12 protein-coding genes are annotated in these 14,064 nt (G+C 63.6%); 7 read left to right on the top strand and 5 right to left on the bottom strand.

Features of this window, described 5'->3' with window-relative positions:
* Positions 1-64: 64 nt before the first annotated feature.
* A complete protein-coding gene (locus ACP8LP_RS00810; RefSeq protein ID WP_016666758.1) occupies positions 65-628 on the bottom strand; it encodes a YdcF family protein in 564 nt (187 codons plus the stop codon).
* Positions 629-759: 131 nt separating this feature from the next.
* Here ACP8LP_RS00810 and ACP8LP_RS00805 point away from each other — a divergent pair, with 131 nt between their 5' ends.
* From ACP8LP_RS00805 to ACP8LP_RS00780, 6 genes are all read left to right on the top strand, one after another.
* Positions 760-2,280, top strand: coding sequence for a cytochrome ubiquinol oxidase subunit I (locus ACP8LP_RS00805; protein ID WP_484483207.1), 1,521 nt, complete (start codon positions 760-762; stop codon positions 2,278-2,280).
* Between the two features lie 13 nt (positions 2,281-2,293).
* Positions 2,294-3,367 carry a cytochrome d ubiquinol oxidase subunit II gene (gene cydB, locus ACP8LP_RS00800; protein ID WP_063279460.1) on the top strand — a complete coding sequence of 358 codons (1,074 nt, stop codon included), beginning with the start codon at positions 2,294-2,296 and terminating at the stop codon, positions 3,365-3,367.
* Positions 3,368-3,442: 75 nt separating this feature from the next.
* On the top strand, positions 3,443-5,017 hold the full coding sequence (gene cydD / locus ACP8LP_RS00795) for a thiol reductant ABC exporter subunit CydD (RefSeq protein ID WP_484483346.1): 1,575 nt from the start codon (positions 3,443-3,445) through the stop codon (positions 5,015-5,017).
* Positions 5,014-6,618 carry a thiol reductant ABC exporter subunit CydC gene (cydC, locus tag ACP8LP_RS00790; RefSeq protein ID WP_434285359.1) on the top strand — a complete coding sequence of 535 codons (1,605 nt, stop codon included), beginning with the start codon at positions 5,014-5,016 and terminating at the stop codon, positions 6,616-6,618. The genes cydD and cydC overlap by 4 nt, the downstream gene beginning before the upstream one ends.
* Before the next feature lie 763 nt (positions 6,619-7,381).
* Positions 7,382-7,753, top strand: coding sequence for a hypothetical protein (locus ACP8LP_RS00785; protein WP_016666753.1), 372 nt, complete (start codon positions 7,382-7,384; stop codon positions 7,751-7,753).
* Positions 7,754-7,772: 19 nt separating this feature from the next.
* Positions 7,773-7,970, top strand: a complete 198-nt coding sequence (locus ACP8LP_RS00780) for a hypothetical protein (protein WP_016666752.1) — start codon at positions 7,773-7,775, stop codon at positions 7,968-7,970.
* Positions 7,971-8,214: 244 nt separating this feature from the next.
* On the opposite strand, the gene ACP8LP_RS00775 is transcribed toward ACP8LP_RS00780, so the two are convergent.
* The 4 genes from ACP8LP_RS00775 to ACP8LP_RS00760 are packed head-to-tail and all read right to left on the bottom strand — an operon-like array spanning position 8,215 to position 12,968.
* Positions 8,215-8,895, bottom strand: coding sequence for a LutC/YkgG family protein (locus ACP8LP_RS00775; RefSeq protein WP_016666751.1), 681 nt, complete (start codon positions 8,893-8,895; stop codon positions 8,215-8,217).
* Entirely contained in the window at positions 8,892-10,427 is a 1,536-nt protein-coding gene (locus ACP8LP_RS00770; RefSeq protein WP_015583421.1) for a LutB/LldF family L-lactate oxidation iron-sulfur protein, read from the bottom strand. Before ACP8LP_RS00770 ends, ACP8LP_RS00775 begins: the two co-directional genes overlap by 4 nt.
* A 3-nt stretch (positions 10,428-10,430) precedes the next feature.
* Positions 10,431-11,237, bottom strand: a complete 807-nt coding sequence (locus tag ACP8LP_RS00765) for a (Fe-S)-binding protein (RefSeq protein WP_065673011.1) — start codon at positions 11,235-11,237, stop codon at positions 10,431-10,433.
* Positions 11,238-11,279: 42 nt separating this feature from the next.
* Positions 11,280-12,968 carry an L-lactate permease gene (locus tag ACP8LP_RS00760; protein ID WP_016666749.1) on the bottom strand — a complete coding sequence of 563 codons (1,689 nt, stop codon included), beginning with the start codon at positions 12,966-12,968 and terminating at the stop codon, positions 11,280-11,282.
* A gap of 407 nt (positions 12,969-13,375) precedes the next feature.
* Here ACP8LP_RS00760 and ACP8LP_RS00755 point away from each other — a divergent pair, with 407 nt between their 5' ends.
* Positions 13,376-14,041, top strand: coding sequence for a FadR/GntR family transcriptional regulator (locus ACP8LP_RS00755; protein WP_334353186.1), 666 nt, complete (start codon positions 13,376-13,378; stop codon positions 14,039-14,041).
* Positions 14,042-14,064 lie beyond the last annotated feature (23 nt).

Below are 14,064 nucleotides of genomic sequence, written 5' to 3'. Positions count from 1 at the left end.
CGGGAAGCCCGGCTGATTGACGCTTCAATCGTCATCATGGGCAGGCTCCGCCGCGGCGACCGGTTCACGGACAGCTCTGCACCTGTCCCACGACCCATCCAGCCGACTGGTAGGCGACCTTCCGAAGGTTGACGTGCCGGGAGGCCCGGTCCGTCGACTCGACGACGGTGACGGGGATCGCCGCACACCTGTCCATCCACATGCGCGTGCGTGTGACGTGCGGGGGATCGGTGAGCACCACGGCGTCGGACCAGTGATGACGCGCCGCCAGGTCACGCAGGGTCGCCGCCTCACCTCGGGTGGTGTACGGGTCGGGCACCAGGCAGATGACCTTCCAATGGGGGGACGGGTCGCAGAAATCCTTGCGGTACTCCTCGCCGGTCCTCGGGTCGACGCTGATGGTCACGACGAGTGTCGAGGCCCCCGTACGGCGCATGAGGTTACGGGCCTGGGCCATGTGGAAATCCGCCGGTCCGATGGCGTAGACAACGTCAGTCCTCCTCGGGACCGGCTCGAGGCGTGGCCGAAGGACCCCGATTGCCAGCGGCACCTCCGCGACCACGAGCAGGACAAGCACCCCAACGACGACAGGCCACCACCGACGACCTGATCGACTCACGCTACCCATTTTCACCCATCGGGCAAATCATCGACCAGCACCGCCGTGACGACGGACGTTGGTACAGGATTTTCATCCGTTTTGGCGCAACGCGACCCTGAGCGCCAAAACCTGGGCCGCCGAATAGTAGGGTGCGCGCCATGGATGCCCAACTGATCGCCCGATGGCAATTCGGGATCACGACGGTCTACCACTTCTTCTTCGTCCCGATCACGATCGCGCTGTCGATGCTCGTGGCAGTGATGCAGACGGTGTGGCTCAAGACCCGTAACGACCGTTATCTTCGCCTGACCAAGTTCTACGGCAAGCTCTTCCTCATCAACTTCGCCCTCGGCGTCGTCACCGGAATCGTGCAGGAGTTCCAGTTCGGTATGAACTGGTCGGAGTACTCGCGATTCGTCGGCGACATCTTCGGCGCCCCGCTGGCCCTCGAGGCCCTCCTCGCCTTCTTCATGGAGTCGACCTTCATCGGCCTGTGGATCTTCGGGTGGGACAAGCTCCCCAAGGGAGTCCACCTGGCCTGCATCTACCTGACCGCCCTTGGCACCATGGTTTCCGCGGTGTTCATCCTCGCGGCCAACTCGTGGATGCAGAACCCCGTGGGTGCCACATACAACCCCGCCACCCATCGCGCCGAGTTGACCGATTTCGGTGCCGTTCTCACCAACCCGGTCTTCAAGGCAACCTTCCTTCACCAGATTTCCGCGTCCTACATGGTCGCAGGTGCCCTCATCGCCGCAATCGCCTTCTGGCACCTGGCCAAGGTCGCCAGGGGTCGCGCCACCTCTCAGATTTCTGACGCCGAGGAGGCCGAGACCGTGCGCACCTGGCGTTGGGCCTCGAAGTTCGGCGCCTGGGTCCTCATCGTCGCCTGCGTCGGCATCGTGCTGAGCGGTGACTACCAGGGCAAGGTCATGACCGACGCCCAGCCCATGAAGATGGCCGCTGCCGAAGGCGCCTACGAGACGACCTCGGACTTCTCGGTGCTGACCATCGGCAACCAGGACGGCTCCGAAGAGGTGTGGGCCATCAAGATCCCCGGCATGCTCGGCTTCCTCGGCAACGGCAAGTGGGGTTCAGAGATCAAGGGCATCAACGAGCTCAAGAACTACCAGGTTCATGAGTACACCTACCACCGCAAGGACGGGACGCAGACCTCTCTGCAGTCCTCCTACCAGGATGCGCTGCACCAGAAGATCGACGCCAACGGCATCAAGTTGGAGCCGAACATCCCGGTTTCCTACTGGACCTTCCGCATCATGATCACCCTCGGCATGATCGGCGGCCTCGTCGGCCTCATCATGCTCATCGCGATGCGCGGTGACCGCAACCCGAAGCCGCACGGCTGGCTGACCTTCGTCATGATCTGCCTGCCGCTGTTGCCGCTGTTCGGCAACTCCTTCGGCTGGATCTTCTCCGAGATGGGACGGCAGCCCTGGATCGTCGCGGGTGTGCTACCCACCACGGCGGCTGTCTCCCCCGGTGTCTCCGCCGGCAGCGTGCTCTTCTCGACCATCGCCTACACCGTCGTCTATGGTCTCCTGGCCGTCGTCGAGGTGAGTCTGTTCTGGAAGACCCTCAAGAAGGGCCTGCCTGAACTGCCAGAACGTCGTCAACCTGCTGTCGAGGGCGAGGACACTCCGCTGTCCTTCGCATACTGAGGAGGTCACCGACATGCTTCCTGTGCTTGAAACTGCTGCTCATTCGCCCCTGACGATCGTCTGGTTCATCCTGATCACCGTCCTGTGGGTTGGATTCTTCTTCCTCGAAGGCTTCGACTTCGGTGTCGCCATGCTGCTTCCCTTCATGGGACGTGACGACAAGGACCGTCGCCTCATGGTCAACACCATCGGCCCGACCTGGGACGGCAACGAGGTGTGGCTACTCACCGCTGGTGGTGCCACCTTCGCGGCTTTCCCCGGCTGGTACGCGACGATGTTCTCCGGCCTCTACCTGCCGCTGCTGCTGGTGCTGCTCGGCCTCATCATCCGTGGTGTCTCCTTCGAGTACCGCTCGAAGCACCCGTCCTCGAAGTGGCGCAACACCTTTGACTGGATGGCCACCATCGGATCCTTCCTGCCCACCTTGGTGCTCGGCGTCGGCTTCGCGAACTTCGTCCGCGGCCTGGCCGTCGGTCCGCACCCGACTCCTGACGGTGGCGTCGCCCCGCTGGTGACAACCTCCTTCTGGGGCCTGTTCACCCCGTTCGCCCTCATCGGCGGCATCCTGTTCGTGGTGCTTTTCTGCGCCCACGGGGCCAACTTCGTCGCCCTCAAGACGCTGGGTGACATGCACGACCGGGCTCGCAAGACTTCAGCCAAGCTGGGGTGGATCGCGACCGCCGTTGCTCTGGTGTGGGCCCTGATGTTCAACATCATGTACGTCACCAACGACGGACGCCAGGTGCTGACCTGGATCCTCGGCCTGCTCGTCGTCGTGCTGCTGGCTGCCGGTTCGACCGTCGTCGCCAAGGGACGCGAGGGCTTGGCCTTCCTGTGCACCGGTCTGGGTATCGCCCTCATGATCGTTGCCTCCATGATCGCCATGTACGGCAATCTCGGCTATCGCCCGTCGGGGATCCCCTTCGACATGTGGATCGCCTCGTCGACACCGTACACCCTGAAGATCATGACGATCAGCGCCTGCATCTTCGTGCCGATCGTGCTGGCCTACCAGATCTGGAGCTACTGGGTGTTCCGCAAGCGCCTCACCCGTGAGGCCATTCCGGACACTGCGGTGGCCGCCTGATCCGTGGCGGCTCCGCTCGACCCGCGCCTGGTTCGCCGGGCGCGGGCCACTCTTCCCTTCCTCGCAGGTCTGTGCGTGGTGGGCGTGGCCACGGCCGTGCTCATCCTCGCACAGGCCTGGTTGCTGTCCCGTGGTGTCTCGTCGGTCTTCGCCACCCATCATCTCGACGGCGTGGCGATGTGGTGCGGGCTGCTCGCCGCGGTGTTCTGTGGTCGAGCTTGCCTCGCCTGGCTGCAAGAATCCCTGGCTCATCGAGCTTCAGCGTCAGTCAAGTCGCAATTGCGGCGCGACATCCTGCAAGCCAGGTTGTCGCGTCCCACTGACGCAACGATGCCATCGGGAACCCTCATCAGCCTGGTGACAACAGGTCTGGACGCCCTCGACGGCTACTACTCGAAATACCTTCCCCAGCTTGTACTGGCCGTCATCGTGCCAGTAGTGCTAGCCACCGCTATCGGCCTAAACGACCTCACCAGCCTCGTCATCGTCGTCGTGACGATCCCGCTCATCCCCGTTTTCATGGCCCTCATCGGCTGGCGCACTGAGGCGGCCGTAGCGAAACGGTTCAAGGTAGCCACCCGACTCGCCAACCACTTCGCTGATCTGGTCGCTGGGCTGCCGACTCTGCAGGTCTTCGGACGAGCTCGCGCCCAGCTCGAGGGCCTGCGCCGCACCGAGGTGGCCAACCGCAACGAGACGATGCGCACCCTGCGCATCAGCTTCCTGTCCTCCTTCGCCCTCGAGTTGCTGGCGACCCTGTCGGTGGCCTTGGTGGCCGTCACCGTCGGTTTCCGGGTGGCCGCCGGTGGCATGGATCTGCGCACGTCCCTCTTCATCCTCATCCTCGCCCCCGAGGTCTTTCTCCCAGTGCGGCAGGTGGGCGCCCTCTTCCACGACGCCGCCGACGGCATGGCCGCTGCCGAGGTGTCCTTCGGTCTCATCGAGTCGGGACGACCGATGGATTTTGGCAGCGACGTCGACATGCCCTCACCGAGGGATGTTCCGGTGGTCGTCAGTGGGTTGACTCACACCTACGAGGGCGCCGATCGCCCGGTGCCGGATGGGTTGTCCCTGCGGATTGATCCAGGGAACCTCGTCGCCCTGGTCGGACACTCCGGTGGTGGCAAGACGACCGCCCTGTCATGCCTGTTGGGATTCATCGACCCCGATTCCGGGTCGATCCTCGTCGGTGACCACGAGCTCGTCGGGGCCGACGAGTCCGTCTGGCAGGCGTGGCGTCGTCAGTTGGCCTATGTGCCCCAGGCTCCCGCAATGATGGCCGGGACGGTGGCGCAGAATGTACAGCTGGGATACCCAGAAGCCCCCGACGCCGTGCTTCGCGATGCCCTGAATCGTTGTGGTGCCGTGTCCATCCCGCTGGACAAGCGGGTTGACGACGACGCCGAGGGTTTGTCGGCCGGCGAGCGACGTCGCGTCGCCCTGGCACGTGCCCTGGTCAGAGTCGAACAGGCCGGGGCCGGTTTGCTAGTCCTCGACGAGCCAACCGCAGGTCTTGATGCCACCACCGAGGCCACGGTCCTTGACGCGGTGCGCGCCTCGGGAGCGTCAGTGCTCGTCGTGACCCATCGTCGCAACGTCATCGAGGCAGCTGACACGGTCGTCGAGCTCTCGGCGGAGGTGGACGCATGAACACGCGAACCACCCAACTACTCACGAGTCTCCTTAAGGACGTCCCGCGCGGCCGTTGGTTGCTCGTGCTCTCCACCGTGCTCGCCGCTTGCGCATCGGGCGCATCGGTGGCCCTCATGGGTGTCTCGGCATGGTTGCTGTCACGGGCCGCGGAGATGCCGCCAGTGCTGTATCTGGAGGCCGCGGCTGTCGGGGTGCGGTTCTTCGGTATCTCCCGAGGAGTGTTCCGTTACGCCGAACGTCTCATCGGCCATGACCTGGCCCTACGGATGCAGGGGGCGCTACGGATGCGGGTCTACGACCGGCTGTCGCGCACCACCCTGCTGGGACGTCGCCGGGGTGACCTGCTAGTGCGGGTTACTGCCGACGTCGACGCGGTGTTGGACATGGTCGTGCGGGTGATCGTTCCGGCGTGCGCGTCAAGCCTCGTCATCATTGGCACGACGGTCCTGCTGGCCCGGTTCTCATTGGCTTCGGCTGCGGTTCTACTGCTGTCGGCCCTACTGGCGGCCGTCGTCATGCCGGCGATCACCCAACACCTGTCCCGGGCTGCCGACTCCTCCTTGGTGCCGCTGCGTGGTCAGTTGGCCGACCGCACTCGCGAGTTGGCCCATTGCGCTCCTGACCTCGTTGCCTATGGGGCTCAGGACGCCATCCTGGCCGATGTATTGGAGGTCGATTCCCGGTTGCGCACTGCCGAGCAACGAGCGGCGTGGGGACGAGGTCTCGGCACCGCAGGTCAGATCCTGGCAGCCGGATTAGCAGTCGTCTCGGCCCTATGGATCGGTGGCAATGCGGTTGCCGACGGGCGTATCGGTGGGCGAATCCTGGCTGTGCTGGTGCTGACCCCACTGGCCCTCCACGAGGTGTTCGGTGCCTTCACCGGGGCTGCCCAGACCCACACCCGGGCCAAGGCAGCACTACTGCGGGTCGTCGAGGTGTTGGACGCCCCGCAAGTCGGGACAGGAGACTCCCCCACCGCCGGGGCATCTGAGGAGGAGCCCTCCCTCGTCATCGACGGATTGACGGTCGGGTGGCCGGGTGGCCACCCCGTGCTGTCCGATGTGAATCTGACGGTTGCTGCCGGGGAGTCGGTGGCCGTCGTCGGGCGGTCGGGTATCGGCAAGACGACCCTCGCCGCAACCATCATGGGACTCATCCCGCCGCTGGCCGGTTCCGTGACGACGACCGGACGGGTGCGATACCTGGCCCAGAACGCTCATGTCTTCGCGACCTCGATCAGCGAGAACGTGCGCATCGGGTGCAGGGACGCCACCGAGTCGGAGGTCGTCACGGCCTTGGGCCGAGCCGGATTGACTATCCCGCCGGAAAGGGTCGTGGCCGAAGACGGCGGAACCTTGTCCGGTGGCGAGGCACAAAGACTCGCCTTGGCTAGGGTGCTCGTCAGCCACGACACATCCGAAGACCCTTCGGCCGATGATGTCCTCATCCTCGATGAGCCGAGTGAGCACCTCGACGTCGAGACGGCCACCGCCATCATGGATGACCTGTGGGCGTCCACCCCCAAAGCCGCCAAACTTGTCATCACTCACGACCCCGCTGTCATGGCACGATGCGACCGGGTGTGGGACGTGGGCTAACTTACACAGCAAACTCGCCAGGGACCGCCAACGACGAACGTCACTCAGCCTCACGAATCAGCTGCAGTGGCGACCTTCAGCACAAATGAGACTAAATCTGGAATCTACATAGTCGTTACTTAATTGTGATACCGTCACTGTTATAGTTTCGACTATGTCGTCCATACGACCCTCACTTCAGATCCCCTTCGCCTGTCTCACTACCGTCTGCCTTCTCGCAACAACCACACCGGCCCCTGCACATTCCACGACCATCCTCAGTGCAAACGACAGTGCAGCACTCACCCGCAATGCAGCCACCTCCGCCAGTGTCGCACCAACAACATACCGAGAATTCTTTAGTGATAGTCCTACGACTGCATAAACAGCTCCGGACACCGAACGTACTGAAGTTCATGCCTCTAATAGCGGTAATTCTATTACTCACTTCTCAAACAATGAGTCTTTCTCAGTTTCCCTACCCGGGTCCTCCAGCAACGTCACGAGGAGCAGCGATAGCACAGTCGCAACTCTCGGCGACGATGCCAGATTAGACAACTTTACACTAGCTATCACCACCCCTGCTGAAGGTGAAGCAACAGTCCACTCAATCCTCCTAACTGAGAGCGCTCCTCAAACGTTCTCCTACACCTTCCACAACATCACTCGGATCAGCAGCGACGGGCATGGCGGCGCTGATCTGTTTTATGCGGATTTGAACGACGAACTCGTTCAAGTTGGCCACGTCGAACGTGCATGGGCTCGCGACGCAATCGGCCAGCCTGTGCCAACGCATTACGAGATCCATGGTAGTAAGCTCACCCAGGTCGTCGACCACAGAAGCGGTGGCTACACCTATCCAATCGTCGCCGACCCATCGTGGTCGGAAATCTGGTCCGCAATCAAGCATGGCGGATCGAAGGTCGCCAGCGCAGCCAAGTGGCTTGGCTCAAAAGCTGGGTGGGTCGTTGGCAAGACTTGGTCAGGCGTCAAGGTAATGGCCCCAATGGGACTCAAAGCGGGGAAGTTCCTCGCGAAGAAGGTCGGACCGGGGGCCGTTGTGCTCTGTGCTGCGGGAGCTGGCTGGGCTTGGTACCGCTCCGACGCACACGGCTGGGTCCGCGTTGGCGACGCTGTCAGCGGCTGCCTGTTCTAGGCTAAGGAGATTCATCACCATGTTTCAACACTCTTGGCGCGACGCCTTCCTGGCCTTGGTCGGCTGGCTTGTCGCCGGTTTCATCGTCGTCAAAATCACCGATGCGCTCACCCACGGCACGCACTGGTGGATCTACATCCCGTTCGCTGTGATCGGCCTCGCGTCAGCGGTCATTCATGTTGCCACCGCACGTAGTAGCAGCTCAGACTCTCGCTGACGCAAGCGCCTCCCGCCATCCCCGCACGCAATACGCCCCCACCCCACGGCCCTGCCCTGCTCCCACCCCCGTGTGGTATTCGCGCTCCTGACACGGACCCGTGCCACGAGAGATGGCACCACCGGCACGCAGAACCCGCATCACCACACGCCGACACACAACCAGGCGGCCCCGGTCAAACCGGGACCGCCTGGCCTGGACGCGTGTGAACTACCTGGCGTGCCTCATCACGCCAGGGTCCGAATCACTGATCGTCCACGACGATGACGTAGAGCTGACGGGGCCCATGCACGCCATCGACACGTGCCAACTCGATGTCGGAGGTTGCCGAGCCACCGGAGATGAAGGTCAACGGGTGGCCTTCATGAACCGCTGGTTTGACGATCTGGATGGCCTCCGGGACGTCGGAGACGACCTGGCTGGCCTTGATGACACACACGTGGCGATCGGGAACGAGGGTGATGGCCCGACGTCCCTGGTCCTCGACGTGAGTCAGGACGATCGAACCGGTGTCGGCGATTCCAGCCGCCGAGGCGGTGACGACGGCGTCGGTGTCGTTGAGCTCCTCCTTGGACAACTGGGGCTCGTCGACGCGGGCGTCGATACCGGCTCCCTTGATCGCCTCGACCCAGGACTCGTCCAGCCCAACCGGCACGACGGCGCTGTGCTCGGCGCCGGTGACCTTGAGCCCCTCAACGACGGCCTTGGGAACGTCAGCCCCCTGAACCCGCACGACGGTGGCCTTGTAGTCGATAACCTTCTCGACGAAGGTTCCGACGACGTCGTCCATCTCGATGCCGGTGCCGTACTTCCACTCGACCGGCACATCAGCGACCGGGTCGGAATTGGTGATGTCCGAGCTGGCGCGACGAATCCGGGCAAGGATCTCGGTACGCGCCACCGGATCAGTGCTGATGGTGGTCATCGCTTTTCCTCCCTGTTCTTCTTCCACCAGGTACGGAACGTGTCGGTCGGCGGCGCATCGACGTCGCGGTACTTCAGCCACCGCTCGGCCACCGGCACCGGAACCGGTCCCATCTTCTTTCCGCGCAGGACACGTCCCACGCCGCGCGAGCCGACCTGAATAGCCTCGAAGTGCTTGTAGTCACTGAACGCCCACGACGCGGTCTTCATGAGACCCATCTCGCCGGCAACCTCGTAGTCCTGCGGGATCTTGTCGGCCTTCTCGGACTTGACGACCTTGTTGCGCAGCTCGAGGAGGATGTCGGTGAAGGGAATCTTCACCGGGCAGACCTCGTTGCAGGCGCCGCACAGGGAACAGGCGTACGGCAGACCACGATCAACCGGGTGTTCGACGCCCCGCAGCTGCGGGTTGAGCACCGCACCGATCGGTCCGGGGTAGACCGAGCCGTAGGCGTGACCGCCGGCCCGCTCGTACACCGGGCAGATGTTGATGCAGGAGGCGCAACGGATGCACCGCAGCACCTCACGGCCGAGGGTGTCGGCCAGGACGTTGGTACGGCCGTTGTCGAGGAAGATGACATGCTGCTCCTGCGGACCGTCACCCTCGGTCACGCCGCTCCACACCGAGTTGTACGGGTTCATCCGCTCACCGGTGGCCGAGCGCGGCAGCAGCTTGAGGAAGACCTCGAGGTCGTCGAAACTCGGCAACACCTTCTCGATGCCGACGACGGACACCAGGGTGTCGGGCAGGGTCAGGCACATCCGGCCATTGCCCTCGGACTCGACGATCACCAGCGAACCGGTGTCGGCAAGGACGAAGTTGCCACCCGAAACCGCCATCTCGGCACGCAGGAACTTCTCGCGTAGGTGCAGACGAGCAGCGTTGGCCAGCTCCGGCGGGTTTTCCGAGATGTCCTCGGGTGCCGGACGACCGTAGTTCTTCATCTCATGGAGGAAGATCTCGCGGACCTCGGCACGATTACGGTGAATGGCCGGCACCACGATGTGGGAGGGACGGTCATGTCCGAGCTGCACGATGAGCTCGGCCAGGTCAGTTTCCCAGGTCGCAATGCCCTGCTCCTCAAGGTACTCGTTGAGGTCGGTCTCCTGGGTGGTGATCGACTTGATCTTGACGACCTCGTCGACCCCCTTCTCCTTGGCGATCTGGGCGACGATGCGGTTGGCCTCCTCGCCGTCACGGGCCCAGTGGACGTGGACGCCGTTGGCAGTGAGGTTCTTCTCAGCCTCGATCAGGTAATGATCCAGGTGACGGCCAACGCGGTTCTTGATGGCCTCCGCGGCGTTGCGCAGATCCTCCCAGTCCGGGGACTCGGAGACGCGCAGGGCGCGCTTGTTGCGAATCGTCGTGGTGGCATTGCGCATGTTCTTGCGCTGCACCGACAGATTCAGCTCATTCTTGGCGGCCTTCGAGAACTTCGGCATACCCATGTACGTACCGGGCTTGTCGGGGGCCGGGGTCAGCCGGGCGACACCATGATTTCCGTAGGTGACGCGACGTAGTTCGGTGCTCATGGGTCAGTCCTCCTCAGTGTTGGCGAGGATTTCGGCGATGTGAATCGGCTTCACGCCCGAGTTCTGACGGGACAGCACACCACCGATGTTCATGAGGCAGGAGTTGTCGCCGGCGACGACGTACTCAGCCTCCGTCTCACGAACGTGGCGAGCCTTGTCGCTGGCCATTGCCGCGCTCATGTCGGGGTTCTTGATGCAGAAGGTTCCCCCGAACCCGCAGCACTGCTCGGCCATCGGCAGGTCGACCAGGGTCATGCCGCGGACGTTCTTGAGCAGCTGGTAGGGACGATCTCCCAGCTTGAGCAGACGCTTGCCGTGGCAGGACGGGTGGTACGTCACTCGGTGCGGGAAGTACGCACCGACGTCGGTGACCCCGAGGATATCGACGAGGAACTCCGGCAGGTCGTAGGTGGTCTGGCTGGTGTGCTCAACCTCCTTGAGCAGTCCGGAGTCGCCGGCGTGCTCGGCGAGCATCGGGTGCTGGTCGCGGACGGCAGCGACACAGGATCCCGACGGGGCGACCACGTAGTCGTAATCCCCGAAGGCCCGCACATACTGACGGACGGTGGGAATGCCCTCGTCGAAGTAACCGGTGTTGGTCGTCATCTGGCCGCAGCAGGTCTGCTCCCGCGGGAACTCGACCTTGCAGCCCAGACGCTCCAGCAGGGTGGTGACGGCCACGCCAGTCTGGGGGAACATCACGTCATTGATGCACGTGATGAACAGCCCGACGGTGATGCCCGCCCCCGGCAAGCCGGGCGAGGCAGCCCTGGTACCAGGGCTCGTAGTGGTTGTCATGGTGACCTCCATTGAGAATGAACGGATGCCAGGCGGTGTCAACCGTCAGCAGAATCAGGGGACCATCCATCCGAGCACCGGGGTCGACATGAGGCCGACGATGATGCACATCAGGACGAGCAGGATGATCGAGAACTTGAAGACCTTGCGCAGGATGACCGACTCGCCGCCAGCCAGGCCGATCGCGGTGGCCGCGATGGTCAGCGACTGCGGGGAGATCATCTTGCCGACGACACCACCGGAGGCACCGGCACCGACCAGCAGGTGACGCATGCCCTCGACGCCGAGGTGAGAGCCGGCGCCGATCTGCTGACCGACGCTGCTCTGCAGGCCGGAGAACAGGATGTTGGCGGAGGTGTCAGATCCGGTGACGTAGGTGCCGATCCAGCCAAGGATGGGGGCGAGGAACGGATAGAGCGCTCCAGCGCCAGCAATGAACATACCGAGGGCCAGGGTCTGGCCGGAGTCACCCATGACATAGGCGAGGGCGACGACCAGGCCGATGGTCAGCATCGAGAACTTCATCTTCTTGGTGTTGACCCACAGCTCCTTGAAGACGTCGGAGAGGGACACCTTGTAGATAAGGCCGACGAGGATGGCGACGACGGCCAGCAGGAAGCCCGGCTGGGACAGCCACTGCCAGGTGTAGGACTGGTGGGCCGCTGCCTTGCCACCAGTGGTCATGAGGCCGGACAGGCCAGGCCAGGCCATCTTGGTGTCGGCAGTCTTGAGGCCCTCCTTAACGGCCGGGATGGCGGCGATGCCGAAGACCACGATGACGAGGATGTAGGGCACCAGAGCCATGAAAATGCGGTTGCCGGTGAGGTCGGAGGTGTCTACCTCCTGAGCCTCCACGGGCTCGGTCTCGACGGCCGGGTCCATCGGGATGCCGATGCGCTCGGCGGCCTCGCGGCCACCCTTCGGCTTCCAGGCCTTGAGGAAGAGCAGAGAGAGGGCGACGGTGACGACTGCGGCGAAGATCTCGGTCAGGTTGTAGACTGGGGTGCCACCGACGATGATCTTGGTGACGCCGAAGACGATGCCGACGAACAGGCCAAAGGGCCAGCACTCACGCACACCCTTGCGGCCATCCATGATGGCCAGCATGAGGAAGGGGACGACGAGGCAGAGAACCGCGCAGATACGGGCGGACACCGGGGCAACCATCGAGACGTCCAGGCCGCCGGTTTTGGCGGCCATGAGCACCGGCAGACCGACGGCACCGAAGGCCACCGGAACGGTGTTGGCGACCAGGGCGGTGACGGCACCGCGAAGTTTGCCAAAGCCAATGGCGATCAACATGGCAGCCGCGATGGCGACCGGGGCGCCGAATCCAGCAAGGGCCTCGAGCAGACCGCCGAAGCAGAAGGCGATGAGGATGCCGAGGACGCGCGGGTCGTCACTGATGAGGAAGAAGGTGCGGCGCAGGTCGTCGAAACGACCGGAGATGACCGTCACCTGGTACATCCAGATGGCGCCCAGCAGAATCCACGAGATCGGGAACAGACCGTAGAGGAATCCCTGGGCACTCGAGGAGATTGCCATACCGATCGGCATGTGGAATGCGGTGATTGCCACGATGAGGGCGACGCCCCACGAGAAGAGGCCAGCCAGATGCGCCTTCCAGCGCAGCGCACCAAGGGTGATGAGCATGGCCAGCACCGGCAGCACGGCAAGGAGGGCCGAGAGCCACTGCGACCCCAGCGGGTTGGCCGATGGGGTGAAGGTCTGGAGAAGAACCATCGAAGAACTCCGTTGTTCAACCATTGCCTCCGGTCGGCGAACCGTCGGCAAGGTCGGGCCGATTTGGTCCGACCAATAGTACGGTAGGACCATTACTTACAAACGTCAAGAACTCCCGTTCAATTGACGAACGGACGATCAACCATCTGTGCAACACATGAGGGTTGCCTAATTTCGGACCCTTTTCAGGGTCCTTTCATGTACTCAACCCGCTTCACAAAGTTGTTGGGCATACCATGCATGTTCGGTGACAATGAAGCGACTCACCGATGAGGATCTCAGCCATGACACAGACCCGCGACGCGGACGCCAGCCAGCCAGGCGCACATCCCGGACACTGGGTGTCAGAGTCGCACCCAGAATCAGGCGCTGACACTGATACGAGATCCCGCGGATTCTCGGTCGTCATGCATCACATCGATGACGAGATCCTCACCGGGACCTGGGTCAATGGTTCGCGCCTCCCCCCGGAACGAGAACTCGCCGCCACCCTGGGCGTCAGCCGGGGAGCAGTCCGGGAAGCCATCCGCGCCCTGGAGGCCCTGGGAATTCTGACCTCGGGCATTGGTCGAGGCAACGGAACCCACGTCGACGCCCATCCCTCCGATGCCATGGGCCGCATCCTGCGCCTACAACTGGCCCTCGACGTCGTCTCCTTCGCCGACCTCACCGAGACCCGCGTGGCCCTGGAGAAGGCGGCCTGCGCGGCGGCAGCAAAAGTCCGCGCCCCCGAGCCGCTGGCACGGGCCACCGACCTCCTCGGTCAGATGCATGACGCCATGCAGCCGGATTCCTTCAACACCCTCGACACCGCTTTCCACGTCGCCCTCGCCGAGGCTGGGGACAACCGCCTCATGAGCGACCTGACGATGGCCATCCGCGAAGCGGTGCACCTGCCCATCCTGGAGGCAGAGCATTCCCTCATCGGGTGGGACAACTGGCGTGACAGCCTCGTCTGCGACCACGAGGAGATGCTCACCGCGATCGAGAACGGCGACCCGATTCGGGCGGCCGAGGTCACCGAGGCGCACATTCGCAACGCCTACGAGACCCTGCTGCTCGGACGGGACTGACGCCGAGCCAGTCCCACCCGGCA

The sequence above is a fragment of the Cutibacterium sp. LaCa_89 genome (genome assembly GCF_058177555.1).
This window is presented reverse-complemented; position numbering and strand designations above follow the sequence as displayed.

Coding starts and splice junctions, on each gene's coding strand:
- ACP8LP_RS00810 (WP_016666758.1), bottom strand. CDS start 628: ATGGGTAGCGTGAGTCGATCAGGTCGTCGGTGGTGGCCTGTCGTCGTT.
- ACP8LP_RS00805 (WP_484483207.1), top strand. CDS start 760: ATGGATGCCCAACTGATCGCCCGATGGCAATTCGGGATCACGACGGTC.
- cydB (WP_063279460.1), top strand. CDS start 2,294: ATGCTTCCTGTGCTTGAAACTGCTGCTCATTCGCCCCTGACGATCGTC.
- cydC (WP_434285359.1), top strand. CDS start 5,014: ATGAACACGCGAACCACCCAACTACTCACGAGTCTCCTTAAGGACGTC.
- ACP8LP_RS00780 (WP_016666752.1), top strand. CDS start 7,773: ATGTTTCAACACTCTTGGCGCGACGCCTTCCTGGCCTTGGTCGGCTGG.
- ACP8LP_RS00775 (WP_016666751.1), bottom strand. CDS start 8,895: ATGACCACCATCAGCACTGATCCGGTGGCGCGTACCGAGATCCTTGCC.
- ACP8LP_RS00770 (WP_015583421.1), bottom strand. CDS start 10,427: ATGAGCACCGAACTACGTCGCGTCACCTACGGAAATCATGGTGTCGCC.
- ACP8LP_RS00765 (WP_065673011.1), bottom strand. CDS start 11,237: ATGGAGGTCACCATGACAACCACTACGAGCCCTGGTACCAGGGCTGCC.
- ACP8LP_RS00760 (WP_016666749.1), bottom strand. CDS start 12,968: ATGGTTCTTCTCCAGACCTTCACCCCATCGGCCAACCCGCTGGGGTCG.
- ACP8LP_RS00755 (WP_334353186.1), top strand. CDS start 13,376: ATGCATCACATCGATGACGAGATCCTCACCGGGACCTGGGTCAATGGT.